The sequence below is a fragment of the [Mycobacterium] fortunisiensis genome (assembly GCF_019050325.1).
Taxonomy (GTDB): domain Bacteria; phylum Actinomycetota; class Actinomycetes; order Mycobacteriales; family Mycobacteriaceae; genus Mycobacterium; species Mycobacterium fortunisiensis.
In genome coordinates, this window is sequence record NZ_VOMB01000019.1 from 44,083 (window position 1) to 64,797 (window position 20,715).

The window sequence follows — 20,715 nt, forward strand, 5'->3', positions numbered from 1 at the left end:
AACCGCGATCCGGCCGCACGGCGCCGTTACGCGTGTGACTGGTGTGGCGCGTGATTCACTTTGCTCGCAAAGCGACAGCACATGCTTGTGGCGAAGAAAGGTGGGTTGGTTGCCGTTATGAAGTTCCTCAGAAACATGCGTGGCACAGCAGGGTCTACGCCGAGGACGTGGCTGCGCCGGTTGATGGTCGGAGCCGTTACGGCACTGGCGCTGCCCGGTCTGGCCGGGTTCGTCGGCGGATCGGCCACCGCCGGTGCATTCTCCCGGCCGGGGTTGCCGGTCGAGTACCTCGACGTGTTCTCCCCGTCGATGAACCGCGACATCCGTATCCAGTTCCAGGGCGGCGGACCGCACGCGGTCTACCTGCTCGACGGCCTGCGCGCCCAGGACGACTACAACGGCTGGGACATCAACACCCCGGCGTTCGAGTGGTACAACGATTCCGGCCTGTCGGTGATCATGCCGGTCGGCGGGCAGTCCAGCTTCTACACCGACTGGTACCAACCCTCCAAGGGCAACGGCCAGGACTACACCTACAAGTGGGAGACCTTCCTGACCCAGGAGCTCCCCGCCTGGCTGGCGGCCAACCGCGGGGTGTCACAGACCGGCAACGCAGTCGTCGGCATCTCGATGGCCGGCAGCGCGGCGCTGACCTACGCGATCCATCACCCGCAGCAGTTCATCTACGCCGGGACGCTGTCCGGCTTCCTCAACCCGTCCGAGGGCTGGTGGCCGATGCTGATCGGGCTGGCCATGAACGACGCGGGTGGCTACAACGCCGAGAGCATGTGGGGACCGGCCACCGACCCGGCGTGGAAGCGCAACGACCCGATGGTCAACATCAACCAGCTGGTGGCCAACAACACCCGCATCTGGATCTACTGCGGTACCGGGACCCCGTCGGACCTCGACGCCGGAACCAGTGGCGGCAACCTGATGGCCGCCCAGTTCCTCGAAGGCCTGACGCTGCGCACCAACGTCACGTTCCGGGACAACTACCTTGCCGCCGGTGGCACCAACGGGGTGTTCAACTTCCCGGCCAACGGCACCCACAGCTGGGGTTACTGGGGACAGCAGCTGCAGCAGATGAAACCCGACATCCAGCGGGTGCTCGGCGCACAGTCGGCCACCTAGAAGATCCACCCACCCGGGGAGCCTGCCGTCACCCCCGACGGCAGGCTCCCTGCCGGTGTGCGCGGGTAGGTTGATGGCGATGGACTCCGCGTCGACGTCGGCACCGAATGTCGGGCTGGGTGGCGGAATCGCCGCTGCCGCGGTCTCGCTCGGCGTTGCGACGCTGCTCGCGGTGCCGTTCGGTCCCCGGGCCGATCCCCTGGGGGCGGTGGGCGCGGCCGTCGTCGACCTGACCCCCGGTGTGGTCAAAGAGTGGGCGATTCAGCTGCTGGGCAGTGCGGACAAGATCTTCCTGGCGGCCGCCGTGCTGGTCGTGATCGCCACTGTCGCCGCGCTGGCCGGCACCTGGGAGAGCCCGCATCGTCGCGTCGGCAGCGCGATCTTTTGTGCCGCCGGCGCACTGGGCTGCGCGGCCGTGCTGACCCGTACCGGCGCCACCGCGGCCGACATCGTGCCCATTGTGGCGGGCACCGCGGCCGGTGTCGCGGTGCTGCGCCTGCTGGCCCGGCGGTGGCCCGCGTCCCCGGAGGACGGAGCCGAGGTCGACTCCGCCCGACGCCGGCGGCTGATCACCGCCGGGCTGCTCGGCGTCGGGGCGGCCACCGGGCTCCTGGGCGCCGTCGCCGGCCGGTTGGCGAATTCGGTTGCCGCCGAGCGCGACAGCTCCGCACTCCCGCTCCCCCGGGTGCCGGCCCCACCGATCCCGGCCGGGGTCCAGCCGCACGACGTGGCGCTGCCCCGCTTCGTCACCGACAGCAGCGACTTCTACCGGGTGGACATCGCGCTGTCGGTGCCACAGTTGAGCCGCGCGGACTGGCGGCTACGCATCCACGGCATGGTGGACCACGAGATCACGTACAGTTTCGCCGATCTGGCCCGCTTCGAGGCCGTGGAGAAAGCCATCACCCTGGCCTGCGTGTCCAATCCTGTTGGGGGTGACCTGATCTCGACCGGGCTGTGGACGGGCTACCGATTGTCCGACCTGCTGGCGGCCGCCGGGGTGAGCCCCGACGCGGACATGCTGCTGTCGGGGTCGGTGGATGGGTTCACCGTGGGCACCCCGGTGCAGGCGCTGACCGACGGTCGCGACGCGTTACTGGCGGTCGGGCTCAACGGCGCGCCGCTTCCGGTCGAACACGGCTACCCGGCCAGGTTGGTGGTGGCCGGACTGTACGGGTACGTGTCGGCCACCAAATGGGTCACCAACCTCGAACTGACACGTTTCGACCGCGCCGAGGCGTATTGGACCAGACAGGGCTGGGCGGCCCGCGGGCCGGTCAAAACCCAGTCACGCATCGACGTCCCGAAGGCCGGGCAGACGGTGCCGGTGGGGTCGACGACGTTCGGCGGTGTGGCCTGGGCGCAGAACCGTGGCGTCCGCGCCGTCGAGGTCCGGATCGACGACGGCCCATGGCAACCCGCCCGCCTGGGCGAGGCGTATTCCGAGCAGACCTGGAGGCTGTGGAGCCTGCCCTGGCAGGCCGAAGTGCCCGGCCGTCACACCATCACGGTGCGGGCCACCGACACCACGGGCGCGGTGCAGACCCCCGACGAAACCGGCACGGTGCCCGACGGCGCCACCGGGTGGCATTCGGTGAATTTCACCGTCGCCCGGCCCTGAACCTGCGCCAGCTGAGCACCGCGATCACGACGCCGATCAGGGCGGTGATCGGCCCGATGACCGACCAGGTGGTGGTGTTGCTCATCGGGCTGCCCTGCAACACGCCGAATCCCTGCAGCGCCCAGATCAGGCCGAACAGCGCCACCAGCACACCGACCGCGAGCGTCACGACGTATCCCCGGTTCATGGTTGGATGCTAGCCCCGGGGCAACAACACCGCCGCCTGGCCGCCGTTCACTCACGGCGAACCCGAGCACCGGCGATGCCGGGAACAAACCCGGGCCGACCAAGGTTGAGCGCATCAGACTTAACTTTTGGAGGTTTGATGCACGAGCCAACTGCATTACCCGTTCTGTTCTTGAGCGAGCCGATCGTGCTGCCCGGAATGGTGGTGCCCGTCGAGCTCGACGACGCCGCCCGCACCGCGATCGACGCTGCGCAGGCGAGCGAATCCGGAAAACTGCTGATCGCCCCCCGCCTGGACGACCGCTACCCCACGCACGGCGTCATCGCGTCGATCGTGCAGGTCGGGCGGATGCCCGGGGGCGCGGAGGCAGCTGTGGTGCGCGGCGAACGGCGGGCTCACATCGGGTCCGGCACCACCGGCCCCGGCGCCGCGCTGTGGGTCGAGGTGGAAGAAACCGCCGACCCGCAGATCACCGAGGAAACCAAGGCGCTGGCGGCCGAATACAAGCAACTGCTGCTGGCGATGCTGCAGCGCCGTGAGGCCTGGCAGATCGTCGACGTGGTGAACAAGATCACCGACCCCTCGGCGCTGGCCGACACCGCCGGCTACGCCTCCTACCTCACCGATGTGCAGCGGCGTGAGCTGCTGGAGACCGAGGACGTGGCACAGCGGCTGCGGGTGCTGATCGAGTGGACCGGCGAACACCTGGCCGAGGTCGAGGTCAACGACAAGATCGCCGAAGACGTCCGGGCCGGGATGGACAAACAGCAGAAGGAATTCTTGCTGCGCCAGCAGCTGGCCGCCATCCGCAAGGAGCTCGGGGAAGGCGAGCCCGAGGGTTCTGACGACTACCGGGCCCGCGTCGAAGCCGCCGACCTGCCCGACAAGGTCCGTGAGGCCGCGCTGCGCGAGGTCGGCAAACTGGAACGCTCCAGCGACCAGAGCCCCGAGGGCGGCTGGATCCGCACCTGGCTGGACACCGTGCTGGACCTGCCCTGGAACGAGCGCACCGAGGACTCGACCGACCTCAAGGGGGCCCGGGAAATCCTCGACGCCGACCACCACGGGCTGGACGATGTCAAGGACCGCATCGTCGAGTACCTGGCCGTGCGGGCCCGTCGCGCCCAGCGCGGCATGGCCGTCGTCGGTGGCCGTGGTTCCGGTGCCGTGATGGTGCTGGCCGGTCCGCCCGGGGTCGGCAAGACCTCGCTCGGCGAGTCCGTCGCGCGTGCGCTCGGCCGCAAGTTCGTCCGCGTCGCCCTGGGCGGCGTGCGCGACGAGGCCGAGATCCGTGGCCACCGCCGCACCTATGTGGGCGCGTTGCCGGGCCGGATCGTGCGGGCCATCGGCGAAGCCGGCTCGATGAATCCCGTTGTGCTGCTGGACGAAATCGACAAGGTGGGCTCCGATTACCGGGGCGATCCGTCGGCCGCGCTGCTGGAGGTGCTCGACCCGGCGCAGAACCACACGTTCCGCGACCACTACCTGGACCTGGATCTGGACCTGAGCGACGTGGTGTTCCTGGCCACCGCCAACGTGATCGAGAACATCCCGTCGGCCCTGCTGGACCGCATGGAGCTGGTGCAGATCGACGGCTACACCGAGGACGACAAAGTCGCCATCGCTCGCGACTACCTGCTGCCCCGGCAGGCCGAGCGGGCCGCGCTGACCGCCGACGAGGTGCGCGTGACCGACGCGGCACTGCGCAAGATCGCCGCCGACTACACCCGCGAGCCGGGCGTCCGGCAGTTCGAGCGGTTGCTGGCCAAGGCGTTGCGCAAGGTGACCACGAAACTGGATTCCGCCGAGGCCCCGATCGTGGTCGACGAGCCCGATCTCGTCGAGTACCTGGGCCGTCCGCGGTTCACCCCGGAATCCGACGAGCGCACCGCGGTGCCGGGCGTGGCGACCGGCCTGGCCGTCACCGGCCTGGGCGGCGACGTGCTCTACATCGAGGCCGGTGCGACTGGAACAGGTGAGGCTGGGGAGTCCGGTTTGACCCTGACGGGTCAGCTGGGCGACGTGATGAAGGAGTCGGCGCAGATCGCGCTGTCCTACGTGCGCTCGCACGCCGAGCAGTTGGGCGTCGACCCGAAGACGCTGGACCGTCGCATCCACGTGCACGTGCCGGCCGGCGCGGTGCCCAAGGACGGTCCGTCCGCCGGGGTCACGATGGTGACGGCATTGGTCTCGATGGCCACCGGACGTCAGGTGCGTGGCGACGTCGGGATGACCGGCGAGGTCACCCTGAACGGGCGGGTGCTGCCCATCGGCGGGGTCAAGCAGAAGCTGCTGGCCGCTCAGCGGGCCGGGCTGAAGACGGTGTTCATCCCGGCGCGCAACGAGCCTGATCTCGATGACGTCCCGGCCGAGGTGCTGGCGGCGCTGGAGGTCAAGCCGATGACCGACGTGGCCGACATCGTCGCCGCGGCGCTGGAACCGGCCCACGAGATCGCCACCGCCGCCGCGTAACCGAGCCTGATATGACGCCGCCTGCCCTGGGTATCCCCTGTCCGACCGGACGACGGGAGCGACGATGGACGACACTGAACTCGATCAGTGGGATCCGGTCGTCACCCGGCAGGCGGAGTCATGGGCCGCTGCCATCGCGAAGTGGTGGTATCGCTCCGAGGTGTACGGCCTGGAAAACATCCCGGACGCCGGCGGCGTGCTCGTCGTCGCGAACCATTCCGGGGGCATGCTGACACCGGACGTGCTGGTCTTCGGCCCGGCGTTCTACCGGCATTTCGGCTACGACCGACCGCTGTACACCCTCGCCCACTACGGCGTGCTGCTCGGACCGACCGGTGCGTTGTTCCGCCGGCTCGGCGTGATCCACGCCAGCCGCGAGAACGCCGCGGCCGCCCTGCATTCCGGCGCGGCCGTGCTGGTCTTCCCCGGCGGGGACTACGACGCCTACCGGCCCACATTCGAGGCCAACCGGATCGACTTCGACGGGCGCACCGGATACGTCCGCACGGCCCTTGCCGCCGACGTGCCGATCGTGCCGACCGTCTCGATCGGCGCCCAGGAAAGCCAGCTGTTTCTGACCAGGGGCAATTGGCTGGCCAAGCGGCTCGGACTGCCCCGGTTCCGGCTGGACATCCTGCCGGTCAGCATCGGTCTGCCGTTCGGACCCAGCGTCATCGTGCCACCCAACCTGCCGCTGCCCACCAAGATCGTCACCGAAGTGCTCCCGCCGATCGACATCACCGCCCGCTTCGGACCCGACCCCGACATCGGGGACGTCGACGCGCACATCCGCGGCGTGATGCAGACCGCGCTCGACCGGCTGGCCGCCCAACGCCGATTTCCGGTACTGGGCTGAAACGCCGGGCTGGCTGCAGCGGTCGCCACCGGGCCTGCAATCCTGGCTGGTGATGTCTGAGATCACTGAGGTCGCCGAAGGCGAACGGCACCTGTCCCGCCAGCTGTCCAATCGGCACATCCAGCTCATCGCGATCGGTGGTGCGATCGGCACCGGCCTGTTCATGGGTTCGGGCAAGACGGTGTCGCTGGCCGGACCCTCGGTGATCTTCGTCTACATGATCATCGGCTTCATGCTGTTCTTCGTGATGCGGGCGATGGGCGAGTTGCTGCTGTCCAACCTGCATTACAAGTCGTTCGCCGATTTCGCCGCCGATCTGCTCGGACCGTGGGCGGGCTTCTTCACCGGCTGGACCTACTGGTTCTGCTGGATCGTCACCGGGGTGGCCGACGTGGTGGCGATCTCCGGTTACGTCGCCTACTGGTGGCCGGATCTGCAGCTGTGGATCCCGGCGCTGGCGACCGTGGCGGTGCTGATCGCGCTGAACCTGCCGACCGTGCGGGCGTTCGGCGAGACCGAATTCTGGTTCGCCCTGATCAAGATCATCGCGATCGTCGCGCTGATCATCGTCGGCCTGGTGATGGTGTTCACGCACTTCACGTCGCCCAGCGGAGCGGCCGCCGGCTTTGCCAACCTGTGGAACGACGGCGGCTTCTTCCCCACCGGCCCAATGGGATTCGTGGCCGGCTTCCAGATCGCGACGTTCGCGTTCGTCGGCATCGAACTGGTCGGCACCACTGCGGCCGAGGCCAAGAACCCCGAACGCAACCTGCCCAAGGCGATCAACTCGATCCCGGTGCGCGTCATGCTGTTCTACGTCGCAGCCCTGCTCGTCATCATCTCGGTGACCCCGTGGCGCCTGATCGACCCGGCGCACAGCCCCTTCGTGGCCATGTTCAGCCTCGCCGGCCTGGGCATCGCCGCGTCGGTGGTCAACTTCGTGGTGCTGACCTCGGCGGCGTCGTCGGCCAACTCCGGCATCTACTCCACCTCGCGGATGGTCTACGGCCTGGCCGCCGAAGGCGACGCACCGGGGGTGTTCGGCCGGCTCACCTCCCGGCGCGTGCCCGCCAACGCCCTGTTCCTGTCCGGAGTGTTCCTGCTGTCGGGCGTGGTGATGGTGGCCGTCGGCGACTCGATCATCGAGGCCTTCACGATCGTCACCACGATCTCGTCGCTGTGTTTCATGTTCGTCTGGACGATCATCCTGTCCAGCTACCTCGTGTACCGCAGGCGACGGCCACACCTGCACGAGGCATCGAAGTTCAAGATGCCCGGCGGCAAGGCGATGTGCTACGTCGTGCTGGCCTTCTTCGTCTTCCTGGTCGTCGCCTTCACACTCAAACAGGACACCCGACAGGCGCTGCTGGTCACGCCGGTCTGGTTCATCGTGCTCGGAATCGCCTGGGCGGTGCTGCGCCGCCGGCCCGGACATCTGGCCCGCGAAGCCGCGTTCCGCGCCGACCTCGAGTCGACGAATTCCGACTGACATGCCCGTCGATCCCGACCTGGTGGACCGCATCCGCGAGTTGACCGCAACCGAAGCGGGTCTGGACGAGAAGCGCATGTTCGGCGGGCTGGCGTTCCTGGTCAACGGCAACATGGCGGTCGCGGCCACCCGCGACGGCGCGCTCATGGTGCGGGTGGCCCGCGCCGACAGCGCGAAACTGCTGCAGCGCGACCACGTCGAACCCATGGTGATGGGCGGCCGGGAAATGCGCGGCTGGCTGCGGATCGCCGGCCCCGGTCTACGGACCACACGCCAACTCCAATCGTGGGTCGCCCGCGGTGTCGACTACGCCAAGAGCCTGCCGGCCAAGTAGTTTTCGGGACGCCGGGCTGAATCACCATTAACATAGACCCCGCATGACAGGGGATCTCAATGTTGACCGCAGTACGCAAAATCCTCGGCTTCCAGATGACCGTTGCCGAATGGATCGGCACCGCCATCCTCCTGGCGGTGCCATATCTGCTGATCGGCCTGATCTGGTCGCTCACCCACACCGCTGCGTTGAGCGGCATGAACCGCGCCGCGGCCGTGGTGTCCTTTCTGGGTGCGGTGGTGTCCTGGCCGGTGCTGTTGTTCACCAACGTGTGCATGAGCTGAGGAGCCGGCGAATGTCGCACGCCCACACCGGCGCCAACCGGATCACCATCACCCGACGGACCGCCCGCTGGTCCGACGAAGACGTCACCCTCGCCGACGCGATCGACTTCTGGGGCTTTGCCGCCGGGGCGGCCAACGTGATCATGCAACTGGCCCGGCCGGGCGTGGGCCACGGCGTCGTCGAGAGCACCGTCGATTCCGGCAACCTGCTCAAGCACCCCTGGAAGCGGGCCCGCACCACCCTGAGCTACCTGGCGGTGGCCATTCTCGGCACCCCCGAGGACCGGGTGGCCTTCCGCGACGCCGTCGACGTCGCGCACCGCGCGGTGCGCTCGGGACCGGCAAGTCCGGTGCAGTACAACGCCTTCGACCGCGACCTGCAGCTGTGGGTGGCGGCCTGCCTGTTCGTCGGGCTCGAAGACGTCTACCAACTGCTGCGCGGTGAGATGACCGAGGCGCAGGCCGAGCAGTTCTATCAATCTGCCGCGACACTGGGCACCACGCTGCAGGTCAGCCCCGAGCAGTGGCCGGCCACCCGCGCCGAATTCGACACCTACTGGGACGCCGCCTGCACGCAGGTGCAGATGGACACCGTGGTCGTGCAATATCTGCACGACCTGGTGAACCTGCGGATGATCAACCCGCTGCTGCGAATTCCGTTCCGACCGCTCCTGAAATTCCTGACCGCGGGCTTTCTGGCGCCGGTGTTCCGCGAGGCCGTCGGCTTCGGCTGGGGCCGCGGCCGGCAACGCCTGTTCGAATGGCTGTTCCTCGCCGTGGCATTCGGCAACCGATTCCTGCCGGTGTTCGTCCGACAGGGCGGCAGCTACCTGCTGCTGGCCGACGTGCGCCGGCGGACCCGCACCGGCAAGGCGCTGATCTGATGACGCGGCTGCGCCGGATCCTGGCCCACAAGGTCAGCGTCGAGCAGCTGATCGAGACCCTGATGTGGCTGGCCCTGCCCTACCTGGTGATCGGCTTGGTCTGGACCTTCTTCCACCCCGACCAGGTGCAGTTGATCGAGACGAGCCTGCTGACCAAGTTCCCGGCCGGGGCCAACCTGGTGGCCTTCGGTCAGGTGACGCTGCTGTGGCCGGTGCTGCTGCTCGGCGCCGACGTGTGCATCCCCATGTGAGCACGGCTAGGGTCTTGCGTCGTGAAGGCTTGCCTCGTCGTCTGTGCCCTCGTCGGGGCCGCCGCCTCCGCGCTGTCCGGATGCGCATCGGGGACCGTGATCAACACCGACGATGCGACAGCACCGCCGCCGGCGACAACCACTGTGCCGCCACCGGAATTCGGCACCGCACACCTCGTCGACGCCGCCGACTACCAGCTCGAGTCGCTCGACACCCCGGGCCGCCGGGCCTACTACTTCAGCACCCCGAGCGGGCGCTGGCGCTGCGCGATCCTGCCGCACGACCGGGCCGGCTGCCAGGCTGCCGGGGGCGCGTCGGCGATCGGCGTGACGGGAGCACCTGAGGCGGTCCCCGACCCGGCCGGCGGAACGACGGCACCGAACGCGCTCGTGCTCGACCGCGACACCGACGCGCGTTTCGTCGCGCTGGACGACCAGGAGTTCTCCCGCACCGACGCCGTCGTGTTGCCGTTCGGCAAGGTACTGGCCGTCGCGGGTTTCCGGTGCAATGTCCAGGACCAGTCCGGGGTGTCCTGCGTGCGGGAACTGACCGGGCGAGGTTTCACCTTCTCGGCCGAGGGCTACACCCTGCACTACACCGACGTCCCCTAGCGATGGCAGATGATCGCCGATCGGCACCTCGGGCTGGTCGTACGACCACTGGACCGGGGTGCTCTATCCGCGGGGCACACCGGCCAAGGCCCGGCTGGCCCGCTACACAGACGAATTCGACACCGTGGAACTCAACGGCAGCTTCTACCGGTGGCCCACTGACGCCACGTTCACCGGGTGGCGCCGGCAGTTTCCGGACGGGTTCACCATGTCGGTCAAGGCCCACCGCGGGCTCACCCACTTCCGGCGGCTGCGCTCACCGCAAGCCTGGACGCCCCGGTTCGAGCAGTACTGGCACCTGCTGGGCGATCACAACGAGGCCCTGCTGGTCCAACTGCATCCAGCCATCGAACGCGACGACGACCTGCTCACCGACTTCCTGGCGCAACTCCCCCGCGACATCCGGGAGGCGATGGAACTACGACACCCGTCCTGGCACGACCCGGCGGTGTATGCGGTGCTGCGGCGCCACCACGCCGCGTACGTGGTGATGAGCGGACCGGGATTGACCTGCGACCCGATCGCCACCACCGACCTGGTCTACCTCCGCATGCACGGCCCCGGCGACGACCAGGACCGCAGGTATGCCGGTTCCTACACCGACGACGAGCTGACGAAGTGGGCCCGGCAGTGCCGGCGGTGGGACCGCGACGGCCACCGCGTCGTCGTCTACTTCAACAACGATCTCGGTGGTCACGCGGTCCGCAACGCCCGAACCCTCAAGCGCCTGGTGTCGGGCGAGTAGGCTGAATCGACATGACAACGTCGTCCACATTCGCGATCGTCGGTGGCGGCCTGGCCGGCGCCAAGGCCGCTGAGGCTCTGCGGGACAACGACTTTGACGGCCATGTCGTGCTGTTCGCCGCGGAAGACCAGCTACCGTACGAGCGTCCGCCGCTATCCAAGGAGTACCTGGCCGGCAAGAAAACCCTCGACGAGTTCACCGTCGAGGCCGCGCCCTGGTACCGCGACCACAACATCGACCTGAGGCTGGGCACCGAGGTCACCGCCGTCGACGCGGCCGGCCACACGCTCACGCTGCCCGACGGCACCACACTGGGCTACGACAAGCTGCTGCTGGCCACCGGGTCGGCCTCGCGCCGGCCACCTATCCCGGGATCGGACGCCGCGGGCGTGCACTACCTGCGCACCGTCGACGACGCCGCGGCCCTGAGCGCAGCCCTGAAACCCGGTTCGACGCTGGCCATCGTGGGCGCCGGCTGGATCGGGCTGGAGGTCGCCGCCGGCGCCCGCGGCCGCGACGTCAACGTCACCGTCGTCGAGACGGCCGCCCAGCCGCTGCTGGCCGCGTTGGGCGCCGAGCTGGGTGCGGTGTTCGCCCAGCTGCACCGCGAGCACGGGGTGGATCTGCGCCTGGACACCTCGGTGCAGGAGATCACCACCGACGACGGCAAGGCCACCGGCCTGCGCCTCGGTGACGGCTCCACCGTCGGCGCCGACGCGGTGCTCGTCGCCGTCGGCGCGGCGCCCAACATCGCGCTGGCCGAACAGTCCGGGCTGGCCATGGGCGACGGCGGGGTGCTCGTCGACGCGTCGCTGCGCACCAGTGATCCCGACATCTACGCCGTCGGTGACATCGCCGCCGCCCAGCATCCGCTGTTCGGGGTGCGGATCCGCACCGAGCACTGGGCCAACGCGCTCAAGCAGCCCCCGGTGGCCGTCGCCGGGATGCTCGGCGGCAATGCCGAATACGACGAGTTGCCCTATTTCTTCACCGATCAGTACGACCTCGGCATGGAATATGTGGGGCATGCACCCGAATATGAGCGGGTGGTGTTCCGTGGCGACGTTGCTGGGCGCGAGTTCGTGGCGTTCTGGCTCGACGCCGACAACCGGGTTCTGGCCGGAATGAACGTCAACGTGTGGGATGTCCTTGACGACGTCAAAGCGCTGATCCGGGCCCGCGTCCCGGTCGACCCGCAACGCATCGCCGACCCAGCGCAGCCGCTGTCGGCCGGGTAGCTGCGGACGTTACCGCCGGCGCGGGGGCGAAACCCGTGTCACACAACAACATTCTCGTGCGGTCAGGGGTTCACGCTAACGTGCAGGAGACAGCGCCGGGGAAACTCTGCGCCCACGATGGCAGGAAGGTGTCCAACCGGTGAATGTCGCGCCCGACGAGCTGACCGGCTCCGAGCAGGCGGTCCTGCTGGTACTGATGGCCGAATCGCGCCCGGTGCCCAACCCCGAGCTGGAACGGCTCGGGCCCAAGCTCGACAAACCCCAGCGTGATCGACTCAACCGGTTGGGGTTGATCGAGACGACGGGCACCCGGCCATTGGTCCACGAACTCACCGACGCGGGGTGGGCGTTGTGTCGTCGCCTGTTCGGCACCGACACCCCGCCCCGCTCCAGCGGACAGGGCCGGGCGCTGTACACCCTGCTGGGCGCACTGGGCCGGTACTTCCAGCAAGCCGAGTTGGTACCCGCCGACGTGTTCCTGCCGGCCGACGAGGCTGCCGCCGGCCCCGAACCCCGACCCGACGCCGCGCAGCCCGAGATCCGGCTGCGCACCGCCTACGCCGGGCTGGCCGCCCGGCCCGGCGGCTGGGTGAGTCTGCTGCGGCTGCGGCAGGCCGTGCCCGAGCTGCCCCGTCCCACCGTCGATGCCGCGCTGATCAGCCTCTACCAGCAGCCCGGTGTCAGCCTGATCCCCGAGGAGAACCAGAAGGTGCTCACCCCCGACGACCGCGAGGCCGCGGTAGCGATAGGCAACCAGGACAAGCATCTGATCGCGATCGAGTCCTGATGGAACTTCAGCACCGCGAAGCGCTCAGCGCGCTTCGCCTGACCTGGGCGCCCACCGCCGACGATCTGTGGCACTCGCAGGGTGCCCTGCACGTGCGCGGTCTGCACGACCGGGCGATGGCCGACGTGCTGGCCGCCTTCGGCGACGCCGGACGCGAAACCGACTCCAGCCCACTGGGGGTGGTGGTGCGCGGCCCGGCCGGCTCGGGCAAGACCCACCTGCTCGGCCAGGTACGCGAGCAGGTACAGACCGGTGGCGGCTACTTCTTCCTGGTCGAACTGCTGGACGCGGCCGGCTTCTGGCAGTCCGCCCGGGCCGGCATCCTGGAGAGCCTGGGCCGTCCCGGCAGCGAACGCGAGACGCAACTCAAAGACCTGCTGTGGGAGCTGTCGTCGGTGGCCCACATCTCCCGGGCCAACCGCCGCGCGGTGATCGGCGACGACGATCTGACCCCCGAGATCCTCACGGACTTCGTCAACTCGCTGCACAAGGTGCACCGCCACACCGTCAAACGCGCCCACCACACGCTGCGCGCCCTGGTGCTATTGGGCGCAGGCGATCTCGAGCTGCAGGACATCGGTGAGGCGTTCCTGACCGGCAGCGGTGCGAGGGAAGCCTGGGGGCTGCCCGCACCGGTGCTCACCGCTCAGGAGTCGGTGCGCGACATCTCGCGGCTGATCGCCCTGGCCGGTCCGTCGGTGTTGGCGCTGGACCAGATCGACACGCTGCTGGCCCAGTCGGGCGATCGCACCGACGCCGCGGGCGGCGCCGGGGACCGCGACCTCGAGCACGTCGCCCACGGGCTGATGTCGCTGCGCCAGACCATGCGTCGCACGGTCGGGGTCGTGGCCTGCCTGCCGGCGGCCTGGGAAGCCATCCAGGACCGCGCCACCGCCACCGTGCAGGACCGGTTCCGGACCACGGCGATGCTGCAGGGCCTACCGACACCCGAGGTGGGCCGGGCCATCCTGGAACGCCGTTTCACCGCCAGCTATTCGGCCGTCGGCTTCACCCCGCCGTATCCGAGTTGGCCGATCCTGCCGTCGGCGTTCGACGACGCCACCCAGTACACCCCGCGCCAACTGCTCAAGCGCGCCGACACCCACGTGCGGCGCTGCCTGGACCGCGACATCGTCGAAGAGCTGACCCAGCTCACCGGTGAGGTGGCAGAACCGCGCGCGCCCGGCGCCGGCGAGATCACGCTCGGCGACACCGACGAACTGGACCGCCGTTTCACCGACTACCGGCGCCGGGCGGTGACGGTGGCCGCCCTCGATCCCGATGGCGAGGACACGACGATGCCTCCGCTGCTGTCGGCGGCCCTGGATGCCTGGATCACCGAGCTCGGCGATGCCGGGCAGGCGTTCCGCCCCGACCCGCCCCCGGGCCACCGGGTGGTGCTGCACGGCCGGCTCCGCCAGACCCTCGACGCCGCCACCGACGACGAGCGGCACTGGGCGTTTCGCGCGATCTCCTCGGGCAACGCCGTGGCGGTCCAGAACCGGCTTCGCAAAGCCTGGGAGGCCACCGGCGTCAACCCCGACCGGCGCCGACTGTTCCTGCTGCGCAACACCGCATGGCCCAAGGGCGCCAAGACCGCGGTGATGATCGCCGAGTTCGAGGCCGCCGGCGGGCGGGTGCTGCCGCTGAGCGAGGACGACGTGCGCACCATGACCGCGCTGCGCGATCTCATCGACGACAATCACCCCGACCTGCCCGAGTGGCTGCGCCGGCGCCGACCCGCGCACGGGATCGCCTGGCTGCGGGCCGCGCTCGGCGAGATCGCAGGCGATCCGCCGCCGCCGGTGACCCCGCCCCAGTTCGTCGAACCGGTGCGCGCGCCGCAACCCGTGCCCGTCATCGAACACTCCGACGCCGCGGTGACCCTGGGACTGGACAGCCCCGGTGGACGCCCGGTGTCGGTCGAGTTGGCCGCGCTGCGCAAGCACACCGCGATCTTCGCCGGTTCCGGCTCGGGCAAGACGGTGTTGATCCGGCGGCTGGTCGAGGAATGCGCGTTGCGCGGGGTGTCCTCGATCGTGCTGGATCCCAACAACGACCTGTCCCGGCTCGGCGACCGCTGGCCCGAGACCCCGCCGGGGTGGAACCCGGGCGACAACGAGCGCGCCGAGGAGTATCTCGACAACACCGAGGTGGTGGTGTGGACCCCGCGCCGGTCCACCGGCCGGCCGTTGTCCTTCCAGCCGCTTCCCGACTTCGCCGGCGTCATCGATGACGCCGACGAGTTCTCCGACGCCGTCGAGTCTGCCGTCGCCGCACTGGAGCCCCGCGCCCTGATCGCCGGAAACACCGCCAAGGCCAACCGGTCTCGCGCGGTGCTGCGGGAGGCGCTGCGCTTCTACGGGGCCGGCCGGCCGGTCAGCCTGGACGGCTTCATCGACCTGCTCGCCAATCTGCCCGCCGAGGTCAGCACCTTGGACGAGGCCCGCAAACTGGCCGCCGAGCTGGCCCAGAACCTGCGCGCCGCCACGGTCAACGATCCGTTGTTCGGCGGCGCCGGGACCGGGGCCGACCCGGGTGTGCTGTTGACACCGTCACCGGGCTACCGCGCCCGGGTGTCGGTGATCAGCATGGTCGGCCTGACCAGCGACCAACAGCGCGAAGGCTTCGTCAATCAGTTGCAGATGGCGCTGTTCGCCTGGATCAAGCGCAACCCGGCCGGCGACCGTCCGCTCAGTGGGCTGCTGGTGATGGACGAGGCGCAGAATTTCGCGCCGTCGACCCACACCACCGCGTGCACCCACAGCACCCTGGCGCTGTCCTCGCAAGCACGCAAGTACGGCCTGGGGCTGGTGTTCGCCACGCAGTCGCCGCGCGGGCTGCACAACCACATCCCGGGCAACGCCACCACTCAGTTCTACGGACTGCTCAACTCGCCGGCCCAGATCGCGGTGGCCAGGGAGATGGCCCGGGTCAAGGGCGGCCACGTCCCCGACATCAGCAAGCTGCGGTCCGGACAGTTCTACGTGGCGTTGGAGGGCAACGCTTTCCACAAGATCCAGACGCCCTGGTGCCTGTCGCACCATCCGCCCAGCCCACCCACCACCGATGAGGTGCTGGCGCTGGCCCAGCGCGGGCTGCCGGCTCAGAGCAGGGTGGCGCTACCGTCGGGGTGAACCTGCACCCTGGCCCCGGCGATGTCCTGCGTGATGGTCGCCGCCGCCTGCGACGTGTCGACGATGCGGGCCAGCGTGCGTGCGTCCGCAGGGGTGCGCACGGCCAGGAAGGCCCGCTCGGCCGCCCCGTCGCGGCCGACTGGGGTGGTCCACGATTCCACCGTCCCGACCCCGGTGAACTCCACCTGCAGTCTCCGGGTGGGCTCGGCATCGACCTCGGATTGCAGGTCCTGCCAACGGAATTCATGGGCCGGCGGCTCGGTGCCGTAGACCCCGAAACTGTGCTTGGTGAGGTATCCGCCGTTGGCGGTGATCAGCCCACGGGTCCCCGGACGGGCCGCCAACTGTTCGGCCATCGTGGCGATGGAGTGCGAAACATAGTTGTTCCAGGGTCCACCGGCGAATGTCAGTCCGCCGGTGACGGTGAGCGGGCGGGCCGGATCGCCCAGCGGCAGACCGATTTCGGCTGCGGCCACCTGGACCGCAGAGGGGAAGCATGAGTACACGTCGACGAAATCGAGCTCGTCGACGCCCAGGCCGGCCAGCGCCAGCACCCGGCGCCCGGCGTTCCGGATCGCCGGCGAGCGATAGAGCTCGGCCCGCTCACCGATGGCGTAGGTATCGTGCGCGTCGGTCCCGGCGTACGGGAAAACCCAACGGTCAGTGGGGATTTGGAGGTATGTCGCCTTCTCCACAGTGGTCAGGATCAGCACCGCACCCTGATCGACCATGTTGTTGGAGTTCATCAGCTTGGTGTAGGGCCAGCTGATCATCCGGTTGTCCGGACCCGGCTGCCAGACCTGCTCGGACGTCACCGCCGCCCGACTCCAGGCATGCGGGTTGTCCACCGCCACCGCGCTGAACTGAGACCACAGCTCACCGATTCGCCGCCGGTGCGCGTCGCTGCTCTCCCCCGCCGCGATCCGCAACGCCTGCTCGAACATCGGGTACACGTAGGCCGGACGGTCCAGGTGGATCCGCAGTTCGGCGTCACCGGCCAGCGGCACCCCTTCGTGGGCGCCGGGGGCCTCGGGCACCGAGTCGTCCTGCTGGGTCCAGCCCGGCCTGGCTCCGCGGGCCCGCAGCCGGCTTCGGGTGCGCCACGTCTCGGCGCCGGCGATCAGCACCACCTCGGCCCGGCCCGCCTGCAGGTCCAGGCAGGCTTCGTTCACCAGGGTCTGCGGGACGTTGCCGCCGACACCCGTGTAGCGGGTCCGGGCCTGCGCGGCCCGGATTCGTTGTGCCAGAAGCAAACCCGGATCACGGTAGTGCCAGGACAGCAGGTTGACCACCCGCACCGCGTCCACCGCCTCCAGCACCCGCGGATCGGCGGCGGCCCGGGCCGCGGCGACCATGAGGTCGACCGGTTCGACATCCGGATTCTCGTCGCGCTGGTTGACCTGGCCGTAACCGACGAGTACGGGGGTGCGCGGATCGAGAGTTCTGGGGACGGGCATGCCCACGAACCTAGCCCAGGCACTTCACCGGGATCGCACGCACTATTCATCGAGAACCGGCACCATGGACAGATGAGCGAAGCGACTGTCTCACCGGCTCTGACCGATACAGAACTCGAACAGCTCGATGCCTACTGGCGGGCGGCCAATTACCTGTCGGTCGGCCAGATCTATCTGCTGGACAACCCGCTGCTACGTGAGCCACTGAGCGCCGAGCACATCAAACCGCGGCTGCTCGGACACTGGGGCACCACCCCGGGGCTGAACCTGTTGTACGCCCACCTCAATCGGATCATCCGTGAGCGTGACGCCGACGTCATCTACCTCACCGGCCCCGGCCACGGCGGGCCCGGCCTGGTGGCCAACGCCTATCTGGAGGGCACCTACAGCGAGGTCTACACCGCGATCGGCGAGGATACCGACGGGCTGCGAAAGTTGTTCCGCCAGTTCTCTTTTCCCGGCGGTATTCCCAGCCACGTCTCCGCGGACTGTCCGGGGTCCATCCACGAGGGTGGCGAGCTCGGGTACGCCCTGGTGCACGCGTACGGGGCCGCCTTCGACAATCCCGACCTGGTGGTGGCCTGTGTGGTCGGTGACGGCGAGGCCGAGACCGGACCGCTGGCCGCCAGTTGGCATTCCAACAAATTCCTCAACCCGGTCACCGACGGTGCGGTACTGCCGATCCTGCATCTCAACGGCTACAAGATCGCGAATCCCACAGTGTTGGCCCGCATTCCGCAAGAAGAGCTCGAATCGCTGTTCTACGGCTACGGATATCGGCCCATCACGGTAGCCGGAGACGACCCGGCAAACGTTCATCAGCAGTTGGCCGCCGCGCTGGACGAGGCGTTCGACCAGATCGCGGCGATCCAGCGGGCGGCGCGGCTGGACGGCGAAGCCGGTCGGCCGCTGTGGCCGATGATCGTCTTGCGCACCCCCAAGGGCTGGACCGGCCCCCACGAGGTGGACGGCAAGCTGGTGGAAGGCACCTGGCGGGCCCACCAGGTGCCGCTGTCGCAGACCCGCACCGACCCGTCACACATGGACCAGCTGCAGGAGTGGCTGCGCAGTTACCGGCCCGAGGAGTTGTTCGACGCAGACGGGGCGCTGCGCCCGGAGTTGCGCGCGCAGGCGCCCGCCGGTGACCGCCGGATGAGCGCCAATCCGCATGCCAACGGCGGGGTGCTGCTGCATGACCTGGACCTGCCGGACTTCGCCGACTACGCCGTCACCGTGGACCGCCCGGCCACCGGGACCGCCGAAGCCACCCGCGTGCTCGGGGAGTTCCTGCGCGACGTCATCGTCCGCAACCCGGACCGCTTCCGGCTGATGGGCCCGGACGAAACCGCCTCGAACCGACTGAGCGCGGTGTTCGAGAAGACCGACAAGGTCTGGCAAGCCGAGACCCTGCCCGTCGACGAGAACCTCGCACCCGACGGCCGGGTCATGGAGGTGCTCTCCGAGCATCTGTGCCAAGGCTGGCTGGAGGGCTATCTGCTGACCGGGCGGCACGGGCTGTTCAACTGCTACGAGGCCTTCGTCCACATCGTCGACTCGATGCTCAACCAGCACGCCAAATGGCTGATCAGCAGCGCGGAGCTACCGTGGCGGCGTCCCATCGCCTCACTGAACTACCTGCTCACCTCGCACGTCTGGCGTCAGGACCACAACGGCGCCTCGCATCAGGATCCGGGGTTCATCGACCACGTCGCCAACAAACGCCCCGAGGTGGTGCGGGTGTACCTGCCCCCGGATGCCAACACCCTGCTGTCGGTTGCCGATCACTGCCTGCGCAGCAGGCACTACGTCAACGTGGTCGTCGCGGGCAAGCAGCCGGCCCTGACGTATCTGAACATGGACGAGGCCATCGCGCACTGCACCCGGGGCCTGGGCATCTGGGAATGGGCCGGCACCACCACCGGCGAGCCGGATGTGGTGCTGGCCTGCGCCGGGGACATCCCCACCCTGGAAACCCTGGCCGCCGCCGACATCTTGCGGCGCAAGCTTCCCGACCTGTTGGTCCGGGTGGTCAACGTCGTCGACATCATGCGGCTGCAGCCGGAATCCGAGCACCCGCACGGACTGTCCGATCGGGAGTTCGACGCCATCTTCACCACCGACAAGCCGATCATCTTCGCCTATCACGGCTACCCCTGGCTCATCCACCGGCTCACCTACCGTCATTCCAACCACGATCAGATGCACGTCCGGGGATTCAAGGAGCGCGGCACCACCACCACACCGTTCGACATGGTGATGCTCAACGACCTGGACCGCTTCCATCTGGTGATCGACGTCATCGACCGCGTCGAGGGGCTGGGAGCACGCGCGGCCGGCTTGCGTCAGGAAATGATCGACGCCCGGTTGGCCGCCCGCCGTTACACCCGCGAGCATGGCGAGGATGACCCGGCGATCTCGGGGTGGACCTGGCCAGCGGACTGATCGAACCGGTGTGACCTGGGTAATTGCGCGCCGCCGGTACGATTGCCTGGTTATGTCTGACCAGAGCGCCGCGGCCCCGCATCCGCATTTCCGGATCTACGCCGACATCGGCATCGTGGTCGCCATCCTGGTGCTCACCAACCTGATCGCACACTTCACCACTCCGTGGGCCAACGTCGCCACCGTCCCGGCCGCCGCGATCGGCCTGCTGATCCTGGTGCGGGCCCGCGGCTTGGACTGGGCCGAGCTGGGGTTGAGCCGCCGGCACTGGCGCTCCGGTGCCGGGTACGCACTGGGTGCGGTCGCGCTGGTGGTGTCGGTGATCGCGGTCGGCGCGCTGTTGCCGTGGACACGGCCGATGTTCATGAACGACCACTACGCCACCCTCTCGGGGGCGTTGATCGCGTCGATGGTGATCATCCCGCTGCAGACGGTGATCCCCGAGGAGTTGGCGTTTCGCGGCGTGCTGCACGGAGCGTTGGACCGGGCGTGGGGGTTCCGCGGCGTCGCCGCCGCCGGTTCGCTGCTGTTCGGTCTGTGGCACATCGCCAGCTCGCTCGGATTGACCAGTGGCAACGTCGGTTTCACCCGGCTGTTCGGCGGCGGCATCCTGGGCACGGTGATCGGCGTGGTGCTGGCCGTGGTGGCCACCGGGATCGCCGGCTTCGTGTTCAGCTGGCTGCGCAAACGCAGTGGCAGCCTGATCGCCCCGATCGCCCTGCACTGGTCGCTCAACGGGGTCGGCGCAATCGCCGCCGCCCTGGTCTGGCACCTGTCGACCTGAC

The 20,715-nt window shown here is 68.9% G+C and carries 18 protein-coding genes; 16 read left to right on the forward strand and 2 right to left on the reverse strand.

The window, feature by feature from the left end; all coding sequences use genetic code 11:
• Positions 1–117 precede the first annotated feature (117 nt).
• Together FR943_RS15380 and FR943_RS15385 are read left to right on the forward strand one after the other, a co-directional pair.
• On the forward strand, positions 118–1,134 hold the full coding sequence (locus FR943_RS15380) for an esterase family protein (RefSeq protein ID WP_217158690.1): 1,017 nt from the start codon (positions 118–120) through the stop codon (positions 1,132–1,134).
• 79 nt (positions 1,135–1,213) lie between these two features.
• Complete coding sequence (locus FR943_RS15385) at positions 1,214–2,755, forward strand: molybdopterin-dependent oxidoreductase (RefSeq protein WP_217158692.1); 1,542 nt, start codon at positions 1,214–1,216, stop codon at positions 2,753–2,755.
• Here the strand turns inward: FR943_RS15385 and FR943_RS15390 are convergent.
• A complete protein-coding gene (locus FR943_RS15390) occupies positions 2,736–2,942 on the reverse strand; it encodes a hypothetical protein (protein WP_217158694.1) in 207 nt (68 codons plus the stop codon). The genes FR943_RS15385 and FR943_RS15390 overlap by 20 nt on opposite strands.
• 138 nt (positions 2,943–3,080) lie before the next feature.
• Between FR943_RS15390 and lon the strand changes: the two genes are divergently transcribed.
• The 12 genes from lon (at position 3,081) to FR943_RS15450 (ending at position 16,031) form a co-directional block, all read left to right on the forward strand.
• Positions 3,081–5,414, forward strand: coding sequence for an endopeptidase La (lon, locus tag FR943_RS15395; protein WP_217158695.1), 2,334 nt, complete (start codon positions 3,081–3,083; stop codon positions 5,412–5,414).
• A gap of 64 nt (positions 5,415–5,478) precedes the next feature.
• Positions 5,479–6,270: a lysophospholipid acyltransferase family protein gene (locus tag FR943_RS15400; RefSeq protein WP_217158698.1), complete on the forward strand. Its 792-nt coding sequence runs from the start codon at positions 5,479–5,481 to the stop codon at positions 6,268–6,270.
• 52 nt (positions 6,271–6,322) lie between these two features.
• Positions 6,323–7,759 carry a D-serine/D-alanine/glycine transporter gene (gene cycA / locus FR943_RS15405; RefSeq protein ID WP_217158699.1) on the forward strand — a complete coding sequence of 479 codons (1,437 nt, stop codon included), beginning with the start codon at positions 6,323–6,325 and terminating at the stop codon, positions 7,757–7,759.
• 1 nt (position 7,760) lies between these two features.
• Positions 7,761–8,093 carry a TfoX/Sxy family protein gene (locus tag FR943_RS15410; protein ID WP_217158701.1) on the forward strand — a complete coding sequence of 111 codons (333 nt, stop codon included), beginning with the start codon at positions 7,761–7,763 and terminating at the stop codon, positions 8,091–8,093.
• A 59-nt stretch (positions 8,094–8,152) separates the two neighbouring features.
• The gene (locus FR943_RS15415; protein WP_217158702.1) at positions 8,153–8,377 is read left to right on the forward strand and encodes a hypothetical protein; all 225 of its coding nucleotides are present in this window, start codon (positions 8,153–8,155) and stop codon (positions 8,375–8,377) included.
• 11 nt (positions 8,378–8,388) lie between these two features.
• Positions 8,389–9,261: an oxygenase MpaB family protein gene (locus FR943_RS15420; RefSeq protein WP_217158703.1), complete on the forward strand. Its 873-nt coding sequence runs from the start codon at positions 8,389–8,391 to the stop codon at positions 9,259–9,261.
• On the forward strand, positions 9,261–9,512 hold the full coding sequence (locus FR943_RS15425) for a TM1802 family CRISPR-associated protein (protein ID WP_217158705.1): 252 nt from the start codon (positions 9,261–9,263) through the stop codon (positions 9,510–9,512). The genes FR943_RS15420 and FR943_RS15425 overlap by 1 nt, the downstream gene beginning before the upstream one ends.
• Positions 9,513–9,533: 21 nt before the next feature.
• Positions 9,534–10,124: a hypothetical protein gene (locus FR943_RS15430; protein ID WP_217158712.1), complete on the forward strand. Its 591-nt coding sequence runs from the start codon at positions 9,534–9,536 to the stop codon at positions 10,122–10,124.
• Between the two features lie 19 nt (positions 10,125–10,143).
• Positions 10,144–10,869: a DUF72 domain-containing protein gene (locus FR943_RS15435; protein WP_217158924.1), complete on the forward strand. Its 726-nt coding sequence runs from the start codon at positions 10,144–10,146 to the stop codon at positions 10,867–10,869.
• Between the two features lie 11 nt (positions 10,870–10,880).
• Positions 10,881–12,107: an NAD(P)/FAD-dependent oxidoreductase gene (locus tag FR943_RS15440; RefSeq protein WP_217158714.1), complete on the forward strand. Its 1,227-nt coding sequence runs from the start codon at positions 10,881–10,883 to the stop codon at positions 12,105–12,107.
• A 139-nt stretch (positions 12,108–12,246) separates the two neighbouring features.
• Positions 12,247–12,894 (forward strand): hypothetical protein, encoded by a 648-nt coding sequence (locus tag FR943_RS15445; RefSeq protein ID WP_217158715.1) that lies wholly within the window; start codon positions 12,247–12,249, stop codon positions 12,892–12,894.
• Positions 12,894–16,031, forward strand: coding sequence for a helicase HerA domain-containing protein (locus FR943_RS15450; RefSeq protein ID WP_217158717.1), 3,138 nt, complete (start codon positions 12,894–12,896; stop codon positions 16,029–16,031). The genes FR943_RS15445 and FR943_RS15450 overlap by 1 nt, the downstream gene beginning before the upstream one ends.
• Here FR943_RS15450 and FR943_RS15455 read toward each other — a convergent pair.
• The gene (locus FR943_RS15455) at positions 16,001–17,488 is read right to left on the reverse strand and encodes an acetyl-CoA acetyltransferase (protein ID WP_217158719.1); all 1,488 of its coding nucleotides are present in this window, start codon (positions 17,486–17,488) and stop codon (positions 16,001–16,003) included. The two genes, FR943_RS15450 and FR943_RS15455, sit on opposite strands and share 31 nt — an antisense overlap.
• Before the next feature lie 72 nt (positions 17,489–17,560).
• On the opposite strand from FR943_RS15455, the gene FR943_RS15460 reads away from it, so the two are divergent.
• Both FR943_RS15460 and FR943_RS15465 read left to right on the forward strand, forming a co-directional pair.
• Positions 17,561–19,930, forward strand: a complete 2,370-nt coding sequence (locus tag FR943_RS15460) for a phosphoketolase family protein (protein WP_217158721.1) — start codon at positions 17,561–17,563, stop codon at positions 19,928–19,930.
• A gap of 52 nt (positions 19,931–19,982) precedes the next feature.
• The gene (locus FR943_RS15465) at positions 19,983–20,714 is read left to right on the forward strand and encodes a CPBP family intramembrane glutamic endopeptidase (RefSeq protein WP_217158723.1); all 732 of its coding nucleotides are present in this window, start codon (positions 19,983–19,985) and stop codon (positions 20,712–20,714) included.
• Position 20,715: the final 1 nt, after the last annotated feature.